The organism is Leptospira johnsonii, assembly GCF_003112675.1.
Lineage (GTDB): Bacteria > Spirochaetota > Leptospiria > Leptospirales > Leptospiraceae > Leptospira_B > Leptospira_B johnsonii.
Map to the genome: position 1 here is coordinate 894,953 of NZ_BFAY01000011.1, position 17,537 is coordinate 912,489.

Below are 17,537 nucleotides of genomic sequence, written 5' to 3' on the forward strand. Positions count from 1 at the left end.
AAGAAAGATGAATACATTAAAGTTTTATAATTTTTCATGATAAGCCTCAATAAGAATCCGAACCAGGAGTCTCTCTTAAAATATTGTCCGCTGGATAAGAGACGGTGTATTCGAACTGTACAGTTTTGCGGGAGTTCGCTCCTATTTCGAACTCGTATGTCAAAATTCCATCCTCGGTTTTAGACTTAGGAGTGTCGGCGCCTGCAGACCATTCTACCCTTACGCTATCGTCGTTCGTGTAAGGAATACGATCGATTAAACGAACAGGAACTGCTCTACGTTTGTTATTTTTGATGGAGATAGTAACTCGATAACGGATATTCTTTTTGCGAGAGATAATTCCGGATTTATCATCCAATTTTTCCTGCTTTCTTTCCACCTTGATATCTCTATCAGGCCCAAGTTCCATTTTGATCTCTTGGCCCGGCTTTAATGTAGATACAGTCGTAGTTCCAAGAAGATTCTCTCCGGAATAAATTTCCAGAGGACCTGCAAGCAAAGGTTCTCTTTCCGTATTCGAAGAAACTACATTCAGAAAAACCCCATCGTTAGTAAGCGGAGAAGTTTCGTAACCTGGACGAACTGAGATATTTCTTTTGCGTAAGAAAACCCGGTTCAATGTACGATCAGAAGGAATTTTTTCTCGAGATTGAGCGATGTATCTGAAATCAAATCCTTCGGAAGATATTCCTGGAGCGATCAATTGATTAGAATATTTTTTATCCGAACTCAATTGTGAGGATCTGTTCAAAAGATTCTGCACTTCATTTTCGAGTTCTTTCAGTTCTTTTCTAGAACTTTCTCTAAGACCAGAAAATCTACGCAGAGCTTCTTTTCCATATCGAATGGATTCTTCATACGACCCCTGATCGAAAGAATATTTTTGGCTCGCTAGTTCTCCTTGGAGCCTGTTCATATTCTCTTCTACACGAATTGAATTGGATCTATCCTTATAATTTCCTTCTATCAACGCCCGGGACTGCATCAAAGGACTATCGTTCTTTTCTTGATAATAAACATCATCGACTCTCTCTTCTGCTTTACTTCTTTGAGAGACCTTAGGTGCAGGAGCTTTTTTCTTGGATTCCTTTTTGGTTTGGATCATACTGCCGGCATTTGCAGAAGGTTTAGAAGGAGCGTTATACTCTTTATCGGCAGGAGAATAATCCTCGTCTCCGGAATACACCGCTACCTCTTTGGAAGCGATCCTATATTCCCTATACTCAGGTAAGTCAATGTCTTGGTTTGGATTTGCGGTGGAAAATTCTAATCGAACGTTTTTCCAATCTTCTCCCGTCTCATTCCGAACTAACGCATGCCAACCTAACTCGGCCTCTTGTCCATTCGCATTCAACTCCAAAGTATAACGAGGATACCAATTAGCACCTCGGATCAAATATTTATATTCGAAAGGAAAAACATTAGCGGAATCGGATTCCACATCCAATCGGATCTCTTTTCTGCGAAGTGTATCACCTTCTGCCAGATGAGCGATCTTAGTTGTAACTATATAAAATTCTTCTCGGATACGATCCAATTCTTCGAGTTTTGCTAAGCGAAGTTTTGTATTATCTTCTGCGAGTTCTGCATATGTTTTTCGAAACGAGGAAAAATTTTCGGAGTCGATCTTCTCCACTACTCCATCTTGTTCCCGGACAGCAGGTTTGATAGATTTGATAGAAGCTTCCCAATCTAAAAGGTCTTGGACCTCTCTAGACTTTGTGCTTAAAGCCAAGAGTAAACCTTCTTTCCTTCTTTCTAACTCTTCTGCTTCTTGGGATTTTTTCCTTCTGGAAGCTTTTTCAGAGACTCGGATCCCTTTGATCTTAAATTTTTTATTCGGATCAGTAAATGTGACGATCACACTCTTGTCCAAGGAAGCGATTGGAACTTCTCCCAATAACACTTCTGATACTCCGGCAGGAAGTTTGACTTCGGATTGTCTTGTGACGTACACCAAGTCGGAATACAAGAGAACAGAATCTATTCTAGCATAAGAAACGGAGACAGGGGACTTTGAAGCCTTCTCTTCTTCCGTAATAGCTGTAGGTGTATCACTCGCGGAAGGGTCGGTTTCTTGGGCGTAAAAATTAGTCCCTAGCAAGATCAAAAAGAATGTCGCAAGAACCGAGGAAGAAAAACGGGAAATCATAGGTTCTAAGTGGATACTTGCCGAAACATAGTTCGTCAATTTATTTTCAAAACCATAAAAAAAGCGCCTTCGTTGAAAAGGCGCTTTTAACTCTAAAAACTAGCTCAAAAAACCTGAACTAAACTGTTTTAGGCGTATATCCTTTGATGCTGAAAAATCTTTTTTGAGAAACCAAAAAGCCTCCCAACACAAAGAATGAGATCAATGCGACCTGCTTCATAAGCTCGGGAAGATACTTCAAAGTTTCGATCGGAAGAATAGCAGTCAATTTATCCACATGAGTGAAATCGAAAGGATACACATAAGTCAATCCAGCAATCGAAGCCAGACGGATTAGCTCGGAAACGATACCAGAAGTTTTCAATTCGAAGATCGCACCTATATTCCAAAGAGTCCAAAGCACATAAAAGCCTAAAACGCACATCTCTAAAAGAGGTAATTCTTTTTTGAATTCTAGATAGACCATAGAAGCACCCAGTCCGAAGAAAAACTGAGTGATCGAATACACTAGCAATGTATAAGGAATATGTGTATTAAATTTTTGGTAAGTGGAACGATCGATCTCAGGAGGAACTACTGATTCTCCCAGATCTTTCGGTTTCCAACCGGGAGGCTTGAACCAAACTAAAAATTTATCCTTCCAACTTTTGGTTTTCCAGGAAAGAAGAAACAACTCTTCGAAATAATGAAACTGTGTCCAAACAGGACTCCATGTCTGCATCGGTTTTACGATCCCAAAAATAGGCTCTTCTTCTTCCTCTTTATAAGATCCGAACATTCTGTCCCAGATCGCTAATGTTCCTGCATAATTTTTATCTATATATTTAGGATCTCTTCCGTGATGCACTCTGTGTTGAGAAGGAGTATTGAATACCCACTCGAAAAATCCCAATTTAGGAATTGCTCTGGTATGAAGCCAGAACTGATATGCAAAATTAATCTGAATACAAAGAAGGAACATGATAGGAGGAAAACCCATCACCGCCAACGGAAGATAAAAAGGAAGGGAGAATGTATTCTGAGTGACGCCTTGTCTTAAAGCCACCGTAAAATTATAATCTTCGCTCTGGTGGTGAGCCACATGAGAAGCCCAGAAAATATTGATCTCGTGCCCGAATCTATGATACCAATAGTAGAAGAAGTCCGCCAGAATAAAACAAAACACCCAGCCAATCCAGGAATCGTTGGAAATATTCAATATTCCAAATTTTGCATATACCCAGGAATACACTGCCATCAATCCGAGAGTGATAAACACTGTAAAGATCTGCATAAAGATCCCGGCCGAAAGATTGTTGATAGAATCCTTAAAACGATAGAACGGTTTGTTGCCAAACACTGAATAAAGTAGTTCTACGACTACCAATACGAAAAAAACGGGAGTGATCAGTTCAATGATATTCTTTTCCATCTCTATTACCGAATTTCGACTATCTCTGTAGCGATCATTCGGTCAAGAAAAAGAACCGAGGCGGTTTTCGAATTCCGCCTCAGATGGAGCTATTAGATAACAAATGTTATTTCATTTTCCCAGGAAAGGGAAAAAAGATCAGAAGAATAAGCTTACGGAGAAGGTCATAGACCAGATATATCCGCCGTAATTATAACTTGGATTCCTTTCTGAAGGGAAAGTTTTATTGATCTCCACACTCTTCAACTGTTGATTCGTAATGGCCAAATCGAATATCACAGGGTTTTTCAGTCTGTCTTTCAAGAATGCAAAATTCCTTCCGTTAAAGATATAGGATACCCCGATAGAATAGATCATACGATCGTTATCCATCCAGTTATTTTCTCCCGAATAATGAGGAACAGGGGAAGGTCTTTTTCCGATACCTCCTCTAAACTTCAAGAAAGGACGGAAAGCATACTCTGCTCCCATACGAACATTTGTGGTATCATTGAAATTCAGTGGCTCGGAATATTTTTCCTTAATTCTAGAAAGTTTATACAAACTCCAGATCTCTCTGTTTACATCCAAGTTTAATAAAAGTTTTTCGGTAGGTCTGAATCCTATACCATAAGACCAAACTCTCGGGTTGTACTGATCCAACAACGCCAGATCGAAGTCCAATTGGATCCCTAAAAGAGTAGTCTGGGCACGAGCAGGAATCGGGTCCGCAGACAGATAAGTTTCTCTCTTATACGAAACCCCTGCGCTCCATTTTCCGTAAGTGAACTGGAGTCCGTAAGTTGGGTTGATGATCGGTTTTAAAGTTAGAACTACTTGCGAGTTTGCTTGTACTGGATCTGGAGAGATCGGAACGTCTTTTAATAAGATCGCACCGGAACCTCCGGCAAGAGCGGTGATACCAACCCCTGCAAACAAACGGTCCTTCCAAAGTTCCACACCGACCCCGGCCATGATAGTAGGACGTTCATTACTTTTTCCTGATTGTAGGTATCTAGGAACGGTAGGGTTCTGATCGTTTACTACCATCAGGTTTCCGGAAGCAGGAACAATAGCATTCAATCCGAAACGGATGGTTCTACCAATATCGAAAATTTCGTTCAGGTTCATCGTAAAACCCAAACCAACATAACTGTCGTCAGGGTTCTTAGTGTTCTCGTTCTTAGGAGCGTTGTTCTTTAAAGTAGGGTTCGCGTAAGTTCCTAAGAAGGACACTTCATGATAAGGACGGTTCGGTCGGAGAAGAGGTTGGTACGTAAACATCCCCTTTCCCATATTCGCAAAGCCATCTCTGAAATTAAACCAAGCTTTCTTATACCACTTAGCGGGAGCTCCTCCGTCCTCAACTTGAGGTTCGGTATTTAGCAAAGGACCTTCCTGAGGAATAGGATTCCCATTCGCATCCTTAGCCCCTTCTCCGCCAGCCGCCGCTTCTTTCTCTTTTTCCTTTTGTTCCCATTGAGCGATGAACAAATCAGCTTCGTTCAATCTTCCCAATCCGGCAACGTTATAGAAAACTGCAGATGAGTTGTTAACCGTAGCAGTAACTGCGCCCGCCATTCCGGCTGCACCCGCATGGGCGCCATAAATATCCCCGTAACTACCGGCGGTCAGCTCGGATGTGCCGACCCCTAATATCCCCAAAACTGCGAGGATAATCCTCGACCCGGAGATAATTTTTTGACTAGAAACTCTGTTTCGCATTGTCCCTTCCTGCTTTGAACCAATTCCATAACTTACTCTAACCCATCTAGAATTGGCTGATCTCTTTATTACACATCAGTTATTTTTTAAAAATTTTCCGTATCTTAGCGGAAAGCTTAAAATTGTCCACTAAAATCAAAAAAAGAGCCTTTAGGCGTTTTTGCCCATAAAGCAGCAAAAATATCCAAAATCAGAAGATAAGTATTCATTATTGTAAAAGAATGAACGCTACATATATTTTTAGGTTTTGGAAAAGGGCTAAAAACTGAGCTTAGGAGCTTGAAACCGGCTTAGCAGAACGAGTCTTTTCAAAATATATGGAAATGATGTCAGCATAACGTAAATATCCCAAATATTTTCCATTCTCTTCCACAGGAATCTTGTCCATCCCCATATCCAAGAGAGTTTTGAAAGCGGTTGCCAGGTTTGTCCGAGCGGAAATCGGAAGAATGGACGTATCAGTTACATCTTTCACAAGAATCAGGTTCTGGGTGAGGTCCCTTCCTTCTAAAAATAAGCGACTTGTACGTAGGGAAATCATTCCGAAATAGTTTCCATTCTCCTCCAAGACGATATAGTCGCTGGCATTGATCTTCAAGGCTTCTTCTTCCAGCTGAGAAAGCAGTACAGAAGTTTTGACCTCGGCAATATTTCTGAGTTTGTTCCGGATATCTTCTATCCGTATTCCTTCCAACAAGTCTCTGTTCATGTCCCAGTCGTGAGCGGGAGATTCGAAGCGAGTGTTCTTTTGGCTTTTGTATAAATTCAATTTATGAGAAAGAACGAAAGTGATGATGGAAACAATCATCAAAGGAGGAAGAAGTGAATAACTTCCTATGATCTCGCAGATCATCACCATTCCTGCAATCGGTGCGCTCGCGATCCCTGCGTAAAAGGCTCCCATTCCAACAAGCACGAAAGATGCAACGGACACATGGTAACCCAAGACCAATTTTGCAAATGTGCCAAGCGCTCCTCCCAACATTCCTCCGATGAATAAGGAAGGTCCGAACATTCCCGCGGACCCTCCACTTCCGATCGTAAATGAAGTTGTGATAATTTTTAAGAACGCGAGAAGTAAGAAGAAAAATATGATCTGCAGATCCTGATCTAGATAAGGACTGTAATTTGGAAATTGAAAGCTGCCTTCTAATACATCTTGTAAAGCACCGGCTCCGGTTCCGAGTACTTCGGGTAAAAAATAACCGATGATCCCTACAGGAATTCCGCCTAATGCAGGTTTGATCCATTGTGGAAGTTTCAAGGATTTGGAGCATTCTTGTATGAATTGAAATACCTTGATAAGAAAGGCTCCGTTCAAATAACATAAGATCCCTAAAAACAGATAAAAGATGAGTTCTTTATACTCTATAAATCCGATTTCAGGAACCTTATATACTGAACCGAATCCATTAAAGGAAGAATATGTTAAGAATGCAGTGACTGAAGAAATGATACAAGGCACCAATGTATCACTTTCTATATCTTCTCTGTACATCATCTCTACGGAGGTTAATGCTCCTCCTAAAGGAGCATGAAAAATAGCACCTAAGCCTCCTGCAGTTCCAGCTAATAATAAAGTGCGTCTTGCTCTTGCGCCCGCCTTAGTTAAATTTGCGACCAAGGAACCGAACCCTGCACCGATCAAAGAAATAGGACCTTCCTTTCCTCCACTTCCGCCGGAAGACAATGTGAAGATAGTTGCAATCGACTTGATCAGCGGAACTTTCGGATCTACCTTACCTTCTTTATTATGAAAAGAATCTATTAATGAATCGGTTCCTGTGCCTGCAGAATCGGGAGAGAATTTCCAGATAATCCAACCAGAAATCAATCCTCCAAGAATAGGAAGCACCAGAAGCATCCATCTTCCTAAATATATAGAGGTGATCGGCCCTAGAGAAACGTAATATTCTCCACCGGAATGTGTATTATGTAAACCTGATATTGATTCTAAGGAAATGTATTCTGCCCAGGCAAGTGCTCGGGAAAAGAGAAGAGCTCCTAAACCGGAGACAATCCCAGTCAGAACACAATATAGATATAAGGACCTTCTTCCTTTAATCGTGAAATAGGATGAAAACGGTCTTTGTCGGAATTCTTGGAGGATTTTTCCGAACATAAAGGATCCTTAAAACGATTTGGAAACCGAAATCTCCATGATCCGATTATGAGTATAGGTATCCTGCCAACCGCCGATCATTCTATACAATCTAGGAAGAATCAGCAAACCGATAAATACAGGCGCTCCAGGAGAATCCAAAACATTTCCGGAAGGAGTAGGTTTTAAGAAATAAGCCTCGAGAGCGCTGTTCTTTTCCATCGTAGTTGTGGCGTAATAGTAACCTATCCCTGCGAGTAAAAGGTCGGCCATGATATAACCGAACATTCCTTTGAGTCTATCCGAGCCCCCATAGACTGGAGATTTGTAAGAGTTATAAAAAACCGAAGCGGCAGGTTGGACCAATGCCAAGGACTCACTCCAAAAATAATTCTTACGATAAGGTTCGAATTTTGCGCTTTCCGAAACATCCGAAGAGTTATAAATTCCGAGTCCACCGGTTAATTCTTTCTTGGTGAGTTCTTCTTGTAGAAAGTTCCTAAAAACTTTTTCGGATCCTTTTTTTGAGGACTCGATACGGATCAAACTCATCTTATCTCTTTTTGCAAGACCTAAAACGAGCACATCTAATCGTAAGGGAGAATACCATTTAGAGACGTATCTGAACGCAAAACCTTTCGTGTTTTGGTCGGATAATACCCTATCGTAAGTTAATCGATTCAATGCGGAAAGGAGTCTGATATCGTTCTCTCCGGGATCACCTTCTAATTCAAAAACTTCTCCTCCGTAAATAGAGGAGAAGGTGGATAAAAAGAAAAATACGACTATAGTCTTTAGGATTTTACGTTGAAAACTTTTTTGCACGTTCATTAAGAGATCCGATCCCCAAGCAGAAATCCGGCCAAAAGCATGGATGCATTATAAGTGATATGTGCAGTCACAGGCACCCATATATTACCGGTTTTTAAATAAGAAATTCCGAACGAAAGCCCCACAAAGATAAGAAGGATCGGAGCCACATAAGATCCCCCGTTAAAATGAACCACTCCGAAAATAACCGAGGTGATAAAAAGTCCGATAGATCCTAGATTTTTTTCCTCAAAGTACTTCAGTAAAAATCCTCTGAAGAAAAATTCTTCGAAAATCCCGGCTCCGAATGCGATGGCAAGTAAGGTCCATCCTAACAATTTCCAATTTAAGAAAAGATTCTTAGTGAGTATGATTTCCAGATAATTGGATTGGGGTTTGCCTATGATAAAAAAGATCAGACTACTAGCTACATTCACAAAACAGAATGTAGCAAATCCTGTCGCCACTCCTGCCAGTATATCTCTACCGTTCGCAGAGTCGGTAAACTCCGCAGTCTCGATCCGAGCGATCTTTCGGATAAAAAAGTAAGAAGGTACCAAAAAGCATAATCCCCAGATGATCCTATCCAAGGACAATAACCATGGACGCTTAGTAACTACGAATTCGGTGTATTCTCTAACTGCTTTTTCGGCAGAGGCAGGCTCGTTCCAAGCCACTTCGGAAGGTACTGTGTTTACGACTTCTTTTGCTTTAACGAAGTTTTGTTTAGAAGCTTTTAGAGATAAGGTGCTTTCCACTTGGAATCGGGTGACCTTCATATAGGAATACATACCGATGAACAGTACGAAAACCTGGATCAGCCCCATGAGCAGAACGTCTCTGCCGGGTGTAAGTTTTTGATCTTCCTTTTCTAAATCCATTCCAAAGGGCCCTTCCAATCATTTATGGGGGATTTTTTGCGTCATTGTTTTTTTATAATCTGCCGACTAGAGAAAAGATATGCCTTCCTTCAAAAGACATCTCATTCTGTTATCCGCACTCATACTAATCTCACTAAACGAGGTCCAAGCGGTTTACGATCGCCTTCCTTTAAAAAGTTTGGAATATTCGGATTCAAAAATTATCCGAGTCAGAGAAGAGATAAAATATAACCTTCAAATTTCTGTGTCCAACTTGGACCAAAAAGTTCTGGTCCATCTCAGATTCCTAGTCTACAAAGTAGGACCCAAGGATACTTTTTTCAAGATCATGGCTAGGACAGGAATGGACCTGGACACTCTTTCCTCCGTAAACGAATTAGCTTCTCCCCAAGACATTTATCCTGGGATGGAACTTTTGATCCCGAATATGAGAGGTGTTTACGACTCGGAAGAACATTCTCCTGACGAATCCGGACGCAAAAAAGTCGCAGCCCGTTTTCGTATCGCTCCTAAGTTCTTATACTATGATGACCTCAGAAAATCCTGGTTCGTTCCAGGCAGAGGATTACCTAAAGAAGAGAAAAACTTTTTTTACGGATTGGTATTCTCCGATCCATTAGCGGAAGAAGGAAGAGTCAGTTCGAAATTCGGAAGAAGAAAGGACCCTTTCACAAAAAAGGATACTTTTCATGGCGGGATCGACCTCGCAGCAGAAGAAGGAACACCAGTCTATGCGTCTGCAGACGGAGAAGTTTCCTTTTCCGGAGTAAGAGGAGGTTACGGAAGCCTGATCGTTTTAAAACATGGATTGGGTTACGAAACCAAGTATGGACATTTAAGTAAATTGTTGGTCTCTCCAGGCACAAGGGTCAAGAAAGGACAATTGATCGGAGAAGTCGGAATGACTGGAAGAGCCACTGGATTTCATTTACATTTTGAAGTGTTGAGAAATAGTTTGAGACAAAGGCCCATATTTAAGGGTCATGTCTAATGTTACATCGATCTCTTTCTAATCCGGCAGTTAGGGTACTTATTCCTTCTGCTTTTATATTCTTAATCTTTGGGATCTTTATTTTAATTGGTTGGTCCAAAACCGATCCTATCGATTACGAACCGGACGATATCATCCGCCAAGAAGAAAGAGATATATTATTCATATCTAATGTAATAAACGAAAAATCTCCCATCGAAAAACCTTTCGGTCTTGCGGTAGATTCTAAAGGAGCAATTTATACAGGCTCCTCCGACGGAAATATCTACAAGATCAAAACCGACGGACAAACTGAATTATTTGCAAAAACTTCCGGAAGAGCATTAGGGATAACATTCGATGGAAAAGAAAATCTAGTTGTCTGCGTTTCCGGATTAGGTCTCGCATTTTACGATTCAAAAGGAAATGAGAACGTACTCCTAAGAGAAGATTCGGAAGGAAATCCATTGACCAATCTTTACGGTTTGGATATCGGCTCCGATGGAACTGTCTATTTTACCGAAGTTAGCAGAAAGTTTTCTTACGAAGATTCGTATTTGGAAGAATTGGAATCAAGACCTAACGGCAGAATTCTTTCTTATAATCCCAGAACCCAAGAAGTAAAAACTGTTTTAGAAGACCTATATCATCCTACCGGGATCAGTTTATCTTCTTCCGAGGATTTTTTAGTCTTTGGAGAAAAGTATAGACATCGTGTTTCTCGCTTTTGGTTAAAAGGGAAGAAGGCAGGAAAGGATCAGTTTTTTATCACACATCTTCCTGGAAGTCCAGCTCTCATCAGCTCCGATTCTCAGAAGAATTTTTGGATCGCCTTATCTTCTCCCAGACATATCGCAATCGATAAGATACAAAATTTTCCGATCTTAAAAAAGATCATCGCTTCTCTTCCATTCTTCTTTAAACCGTTAGAAGGAGAACTCGCTTATATTCTTTCTATGGATGAAGAAGGAGACATTAGTCTCTCTTTGATGGATAATACTTCGGATAAATTGGGGTCCATTACTTCTGCATTGCAGTACGGATCCGGGGTTTTACTTGCGGGATTTTCTTCTCAAAAAGTTTGGAAATGGAAGTTTGAAACTCTGGAAATGTTTTTTTAAACAAAAAAGCGCCCCGATTGGAGCGCTTTAGGAAAGGCAAGAATTACATCGCCCCCAGTAAGTCCCTGAACTTATCCAAGGAATATCGAGCGGCAAAGTCTCCGAATCTCTCGTTCGGGTTCCCTTCTTTTTTCCAAACCTCGAATGCTTTCTCCAGTTGTACAGGAATGTCTGCGAATGGAACCTTCTTAGCAACATAATCGCCGACTTTGGTTCCTTCAGGATTTCCTCCGAAGAATAATGAATATTTTCCTCCGGCTTGTTGACCAACGATCCCTATTTCCGCAGAGTAAGGTCGTGCACATCCGTTAGGACAACCTGTCATTCTCACGATAGGAGCTCTATCGTTCAGATCCAGTTTATCGATCACTTTTTGGATGGATTCCAATAATTGAGGAAAAGTCCTTTCGGATTCGGTCAATGCCAAACCGCAAGTAGGAAGCGCAGGACAAGCAAGTGCGCGATCATACAGAGGTTTAGGAGAAGCAGGATTAATATTATATTCTTTTAATTTAGATTCTAATTTTTCCTTATCTTCTTTTTTGATTCCCATCAAAACCAAATCCTGATCAGCAGTTACCTGCACGCTCAGTTTGAAAGTGGAAATGATATCTTTCAAAGCGGTCTTTAAAGGTTTTTCAGGAAAGTCTTTGATCCTTCCGGAAAGAGTATGGAATCCTAATGCAAGAGTTCCATCCGTTCTTTCTGTCCAGCCCAGATAATTAGGAGTTTCCCATTTAGGAAGTTTACGATCGATATCGAATTTTGCACCGGATCTGCGTTCCACTTCGGAGCGGAACCATTCCACACCCTTCTCCGCTAAAACATATTTCAGACGAGCATGTTTACGGTTCGTACGATCTCCGAAATCTCTATGAGAAGTTACTATACCTTCCGCAACGGAGATCAGATCTTTTTCAGGGATCCAGCCGAGTAAGTCCGCAGCTCTAGGATAAGTCTCCGCCTTATTGTGAGTCATTCCTAGTCCGCCGCCTGCAAAAGCGAAATAACCGTCAATCTTACCGTTCGCATCTAATGTGGCTGCAAATCCCATATCGTTGGTGTAAATATCGACAGAGTTATTACCTGCAAGAGTAACCGCTATCTTGAACTTTCTAGGAAGATAAGTGGTTCCATAGATCGGATCAGGCTCATCTTCTTTATTGATCTGGCTCTCGCCTAACCATAGTTCGGCGTAGGCATTACTCTTATATTTAAAATGATCGGATAATAATTGAGCGATCGGATCCAATTGGCCAAGCTCTTTGTTTCCCCAAGGATTTAAAGCCTGAGTTACGTTACGCACAACGTCACCGCATGCTCCCATAGTGGAAAGATTCACCTTATGGACTGCTTGCATGATCGGCTTCAGATCCTTAAGAAGGATCGTATGCATTTGGATAGACTGTCTAGTAGTTAAACGTAACGCACCGCCACCGAATTTATCAGCCAGATCGTCCCATACCATGTATTGGTCCGAAGTAAGTCTTCCGCCTGGGATCCTTCCTCGGATCATAAACGAAGTTGGGTTCTCTATAAATTCTCCAGCATCGTCCTTTCTACGGTCTCTGTCCTTTTGCTGGTACATTCCGTGGAATTTGATCAATTGTTTGTCGTCTTCCTCGAATCCGTCTGCACCAGTTTCGATAGCAGTACCGATCTTTCCTCTTAGTCCCCTAGAGGCTGTTTTAATATGTTCGACTTCGCTAAGTTCTTTTTGTTCTGACATCGATCGTATTCGTCCTTTTGGATTAGCTTCCTATTATTTCGTATCCGTTGATAAGTATTTTTGTTTAAACTCGCTCAGCAAAAATTTGAGAGCTGTTTTTCTTTCTTCCGGATCACCTAGTTTACGTTTGCTCAAATTACGGATTTCTAATAAATTTTCCAATTCTTGGTCGTGGTCCTTTGGCAGGATCTCTTCAAGAATGGTGCGGATGGTCCCGGCAAGTCCCGCGAACCCTCCTTGAGTGGAAACAGCCACACGGACAGGTCCCCTATCAAAATATGCGGAAGAATAAAAATCACAAAGAGAAGGATCGTCTGCACAATTGATCCAGATCTTTTTTTGTTTGGCGTACTCCACTAAGTCACGATTTGTCTGTCTATCGTTTGTAGCGGAATATACCAGATCGAATCCGTCCAGATCGGAAACCTGAACTTCCCTTGTTTCCATCTTCGCATCTTTTATGGAAGAAAGCAAACCAACAGTTTCCGATTTGAATTCTTTCGAGATAACTGTAAGCGCACAGCCTGTATCTTTCAGGTGTTGTAGTTTTTCGAGAGCGACATTTCCTCCGCCCACTACTAGCACTTTTTTATTTTCTAATTTTATAAAAACAGGAAGAAGTTGGTTCATACTTCTTCTCCTTGGGAAGTGTATCCAGGAAAAGAAAGTTCTGGATTTTCTCCGATCAGGTGTACAACAGGACCTATATAAATAATTCCCGGTCCGGAACTTTGTTTGGATAAACCTTCTTCTATAATTTTACCCAAATTGGTCACAGTTGTCTTCTGGTTTTTTAAACTCGCGTTTTCCACCAAAGCTACTGGAAGGAGAGAAGAAGCCCCGTTATCGATCAAATTTTTAGAGATCTGTACAATGGAAGAAGTTCCCATAAATAGAGCGATCGTTCCCCTGAACTCTGCGAACCATTTCCAATTAGTATCTTCCTGCAGAACAGTATGACCGTCCATGATCAAAACTTGTCTGGACAATCCTCTATGCGTTAAAGGAAAACCTGCTCCCGATGATCCGGCGCTTAATGCACTTACGCCAGGAATAATTTCGTACGGAATTTTATGTTTTCTTAATGTGAGTAGTTCTTCCCCGCCTCTGCCGAATACGAAAGGATCTCCTCCTTTCAAACGTACTACGGTTTTACCTTGGAGAGAATATCGAACGATCAGCTCTTGGATCTCTTCTTGAGTAGCAGAATGTTGCCCTGCCCTTTTACCTACATAATGAACGATGGAAGAAGAAGGAAAATATTCCAAAAAGGAAGAGTCCAATAAAGCGTCGTACAGAATTACTTCCGCTTTTTCTAATATTCTCAGGGCTTTCAAGGTCATAAGTTCCGGATTTCCGGGACCCGCGCCCACCAAATATACTTTTCCCACTTCGGTATTCATTAAATTAGATCAGTAGGCTCCTACGATCATCCCGGCGCCGACGGTATTGTTCGTACCTTCATCCACCAAAACGAAACTTCCGGTTCCACGATTTTCGAAATAACTATCGAATGCGATCGGTTTCGCAGTTCTGATCTTGATCCTTCCGATCTCATTCAAAGCAAGTTGAGAAGATTCTAATTTTTCGTGGGTTTGGATATCTATCCTAAAGGAAATTTCTTTAACAGCGGATTTTACAGAACCGGTGGTTTGTCTTAGAAGATATTTATTTCCCGGCACCAAAGACTTGGCATCCATCCAACAAAGTTCCGCTTCTATATCTTGAGAAACGATCGGTTGGTGTTTGTCGGTTACGATCATATCTCCACGACTAATATCAATTTCGTCTTCTAATAGAATGGTAACAGACATAGGAGCAAAAGCTTCTTCCACTTCGCTTTCATACGTATAGATAGATTTGATCTTAGAGCGTAACCCGCTTGGAAGAACTGCAATATCGTCTCCCTTTTTGAAAAGGCCGCTTCTGACCTGACCTGCATACCCTCTGTAATCGTGATGATCTTCCGTTTGAGGACGGATCACATACTGAACAGGAAATCTAGGCTCGTGTTTGGTCTCATCTACTTCGATTTCCAAATCTTCCAAATAACCCAGAAGAGTTTTGCCTTTCCACCAACTCATATTAGGAGAAGTGTCCACGACATTATCCCCGTTCAGAGCGGAAATCGGTATGAACTCCAACCCTTTGAAATCCAGATCGGAGGCGAAATTTTTATAATCTTCTACGATCTCATCGAAACGTTCTTTGGAAAAATCCACTAAGTCCATTTTGTTCACGCAGATAACTACATGAGGGATTTTTAATAAAGAAGCGATATAAGAATGTCTGTAAGTCTGTTCGATCACTCCCTTACGAGCGTCTATCAGAATGATTGCAAGGTCGGAGTTGGAAGCACCGGTCACCATATTTCGAGTGTATTGGATATGCCCCGGAGCATCCGCGATAATGAACTTTCTTTTGGGTGTAGAGAAATATTTATAGGCCACATCGATAGTGATCCCTTGTTCTCTCTCTGCTTTGAGTCCGTCAGTAAGAAGAGCCAAATTGATCTGCCCGTTTACTTGGCCGGTTTTTTCAATCGCTTCCAACTGGTCTTGGAATACCGATTTGCTATCGTACAAAAGACGACCAATCAATGTGGATTTTCCGTCGTCTACGCTTCCTGCGGTAATAAAACGTAATAAGTCCATCAGAAGTAACCGCCTCTTTTACGTTCTTCCATCGCAGCTTCGGAACGTTTATCGTCCAATCTGGATCCTCTTTCCGTTGTTCTAGAAGTTTGGATCTCACGAATAATATCATCTAAAGAATTTGCTTCGGATTCTACCGCTGCGGTGCAGGTCATATCCCCTACAGTCCTAAAACGGACAGTTTTTTCTTCCACCTTGTCGGAAGAATCCAGAGTCACGAATTCGGAAACAGGAAAAACTACATTCTCTCTCCAAACTATTTGTCTTTTATGAGAAAAATATAATGAAGGAAGTGGAATATTCTCTGCTTTGATATATTCCCAAACATCCAACTCAGTCCAGTTGCTAATAGGGAAAACTCTTACGTTTTCTCCTACATGGATCTTTCCGTTATAAATATTCCAAAGTTCAGGTCTTTGCAGTTTAGGATCCCAGCTCCCGAACTCATCGCGAACTGAGAATACTCTTTCTTTCGCGCGGGCTTTTTCTTCGTCCCTTCTCGCCCCGCCTATACAAGCATCGAATTTAAATTCTTCGATAGTATCCAATAATGTTACCGTTTGGATCGCGTTCCTGCTCGGGAATTTTCCTTTTTCTTCCACAGCCTTTCCTTGGTCTATGGAATCCTGAACGTATCGAACGATCAGTTTTTCTCCAATACGGTTCGCAAGATCATCACGAAATTGTAATGCTTCTTTAAAGTTATGGCCTGTATCGATATGTACCAAAGGAAATGGGAACTTTCCTGGACGGAACGCTTTCAGTGCAAGATGCACCAAAGTGATGGAATCCTTTCCTCCGGAAAATAAAAGCGCAGGTCTCTCGAATTGAGCGGCAACTTCCCTGAGTATATAAATGGATTCCGCTTCTAGTTGTTGGAGATGCGACAATCGAGTTCTAGTCGTCATACTTCTGATCCTTTTTTTCTTACCAGTTTTCCTTCCACCCAATGCAGTCCGCATTCTTTCGTGGATTCATTCTCCCACCACCAACGGCCGGCTCTGAAATCTTCGCCTGGCATAATCGCTCTTGTACAAGGAGCACATCCGATGCTGGGATATCCCTTATCATGGAGAGGATTGTACGGAATATTTTTATCTTGGACGTACTGTTGCACATTCTCCCAAGACCAATCCAGAATAGGATGAAATTTCAAAATATCCCTTCCCGCATCCAACTCCACTTTGGTTAAATTTTCTCTGGAACCGGATTGATCGTTACGAATTCCGGTGACCCAAATTTTAGCTCCCTTCAAAGCTCTGTTCAAAGGGACAACTTTGCGAATATGACAACATTCTTTTCTATTTTCTATAGAATCATAGAAGGAATCGGGGCCCTTCTCATTGATCAGATCTTCTACTGCTTGCGCATCCGGGAAGAATGTTTGGATACGCTTACCATACATTCCATTCGTGCGCTTATGAAGTTCGTAAGTTTCGGTGAACAATCTGCCTGTATCCAATGTAAAGATACGAATGTCCAAATTTTGAGAATAGATTGCGTGAGTGATTACTTGATCTTCCATACCGAAGCTGGTGGAAAACACCGCTTGTCCCGGAAAATCCTGGGAAATTTTCGCCAAAGAATCTTCTAAGCTCAGACCTTTTAATTTAGCTTCCAGATCGGACGGACTCATCGAAATTGAACCTTTTTATATTGGACGTGTCCAAATTTAGGGTGACCAATATAATGTACCAAAGTTTTATATATTGGACTATTTGTAAAGTATAGTTGATGCTATATTACAAGGTTCCCACCAGAGTCGGTACAGAATAGAGAATTTTTGCAGAAATCAGAAAATCTCCGATTTGCTTCGAGAATATTAAATCTCTGCCGAATTTACTGCCTATTTAGAATTCTAGAAAATGAGATATTCGGTTATGTCACGGAAATAATGAGCACGTGTAATAGATCGGATTATACTCAGACTGTAGGATGAAATAATTTATAACAGATAGAAGCAAAGGTTGATCGAAACCTTCTTCACTTCAACTCATAAGATCT

Annotated in this window: 14 protein-coding genes; 2 read left to right on the plus strand and 12 right to left on the minus strand. The window is 41.3% G+C overall.

The window, feature by feature from the left end; all coding sequences use genetic code 11:
• Positions 1 to 46 precede the first annotated feature (46 nt).
• The 6 genes from LPTSP_RS13125 to LPTSP_RS13150 form a co-directional block, all read right to left on the minus strand.
• Positions 47 to 2,152 (minus strand): mucoidy inhibitor MuiA family protein, encoded by a 2,106-nt coding sequence (locus LPTSP_RS13125; protein WP_108929910.1) that lies wholly within the window; start codon positions 2,150 to 2,152, stop codon positions 47 to 49.
• A 118-nt stretch (positions 2,153 to 2,270) separates the two neighbouring features.
• The gene (locus LPTSP_RS13130) at positions 2,271 to 3,563 is read right to left on the minus strand and encodes a sterol desaturase family protein (protein WP_108929164.1); all 1,293 of its coding nucleotides are present in this window, start codon (positions 3,561 to 3,563) and stop codon (positions 2,271 to 2,273) included.
• A 138-nt stretch (positions 3,564 to 3,701) separates the two neighbouring features.
• Entirely contained in the window at positions 3,702 to 5,267 is a 1,566-nt protein-coding gene (locus LPTSP_RS13135) for an OmpP1/FadL family transporter (protein WP_108929165.1), read from the minus strand.
• 271 nt (positions 5,268 to 5,538) lie between these two features.
• The gene (locus LPTSP_RS13140) at positions 5,539 to 7,389 is read right to left on the minus strand and encodes a chloride channel protein (protein WP_108929166.1); all 1,851 of its coding nucleotides are present in this window, start codon (positions 7,387 to 7,389) and stop codon (positions 5,539 to 5,541) included.
• A 9-nt stretch (positions 7,390 to 7,398) separates the two neighbouring features.
• Positions 7,399 to 8,199, minus strand: a complete 801-nt coding sequence (locus tag LPTSP_RS13145) for a hypothetical protein (protein WP_108929167.1) — start codon at positions 8,197 to 8,199, stop codon at positions 7,399 to 7,401.
• Positions 8,199 to 9,059 carry a CPBP family intramembrane glutamic endopeptidase gene (locus LPTSP_RS13150; protein WP_108929168.1) on the minus strand — a complete coding sequence of 287 codons (861 nt, stop codon included), beginning with the start codon at positions 9,057 to 9,059 and terminating at the stop codon, positions 8,199 to 8,201. Before LPTSP_RS13150 ends, LPTSP_RS13145 begins: the two co-directional genes overlap by 1 nt.
• A gap of 79 nt (positions 9,060 to 9,138) precedes the next feature.
• Here LPTSP_RS13150 and LPTSP_RS13155 point away from each other — a divergent pair, with 79 nt between their 5' ends.
• A complete protein-coding gene (locus LPTSP_RS13155) occupies positions 9,139 to 10,050 on the plus strand; it encodes a peptidoglycan DD-metalloendopeptidase family protein (protein ID WP_108929169.1) in 912 nt (303 codons plus the stop codon).
• Positions 10,050 to 11,150: an SMP-30/gluconolactonase/LRE family protein gene (locus LPTSP_RS13160; protein ID WP_108929170.1), complete on the plus strand. Its 1,101-nt coding sequence runs from the start codon at positions 10,050 to 10,052 to the stop codon at positions 11,148 to 11,150. Before LPTSP_RS13155 ends, LPTSP_RS13160 begins: the two co-directional genes overlap by 1 nt.
• Before the next feature lie 43 nt (positions 11,151 to 11,193).
• Here the strand turns inward: LPTSP_RS13160 and LPTSP_RS13165 are convergent, their stop codons facing one another.
• Genes LPTSP_RS13165 through LPTSP_RS13190 form a run of 6 tightly spaced genes read right to left on the minus strand, consistent with a single transcriptional unit; the run spans position 11,194 to position 17,169 of the window.
• Positions 11,194 to 12,879: an NADPH-dependent assimilatory sulfite reductase hemoprotein subunit gene (locus tag LPTSP_RS13165; protein WP_108929171.1), complete on the minus strand. Its 1,686-nt coding sequence runs from the start codon at positions 12,877 to 12,879 to the stop codon at positions 11,194 to 11,196.
• Positions 12,880 to 12,912: 33 nt separating this feature from the next.
• A complete protein-coding gene (locus LPTSP_RS13170) occupies positions 12,913 to 13,509 on the minus strand; it encodes a precorrin-2 dehydrogenase/sirohydrochlorin ferrochelatase family protein (protein WP_108929172.1) in 597 nt (198 codons plus the stop codon).
• Positions 13,506 to 14,282 (minus strand): uroporphyrinogen-III C-methyltransferase, encoded by a 777-nt coding sequence (cobA, locus tag LPTSP_RS13175; protein ID WP_108929173.1) that lies wholly within the window; start codon positions 14,280 to 14,282, stop codon positions 13,506 to 13,508. The genes LPTSP_RS13170 and cobA overlap by 4 nt, the downstream gene beginning before the upstream one ends.
• A gap of 9 nt (positions 14,283 to 14,291) precedes the next feature.
• Positions 14,292 to 15,533: a sulfate adenylyltransferase subunit 1 gene (locus tag LPTSP_RS13180; RefSeq protein WP_108929174.1), complete on the minus strand. Its 1,242-nt coding sequence runs from the start codon at positions 15,531 to 15,533 to the stop codon at positions 14,292 to 14,294.
• On the minus strand, positions 15,533 to 16,441 hold the full coding sequence (gene cysD, locus LPTSP_RS13185; protein WP_108929175.1) for a sulfate adenylyltransferase subunit CysD: 909 nt from the start codon (positions 16,439 to 16,441) through the stop codon (positions 15,533 to 15,535). The genes LPTSP_RS13180 and cysD overlap by 1 nt, the downstream gene beginning before the upstream one ends.
• A complete protein-coding gene (locus LPTSP_RS13190) occupies positions 16,438 to 17,169 on the minus strand; it encodes a phosphoadenylyl-sulfate reductase (RefSeq protein WP_108929176.1) in 732 nt (243 codons plus the stop codon). The genes cysD and LPTSP_RS13190 overlap by 4 nt, the downstream gene beginning before the upstream one ends.
• Positions 17,170 to 17,537 lie beyond the last annotated feature (368 nt).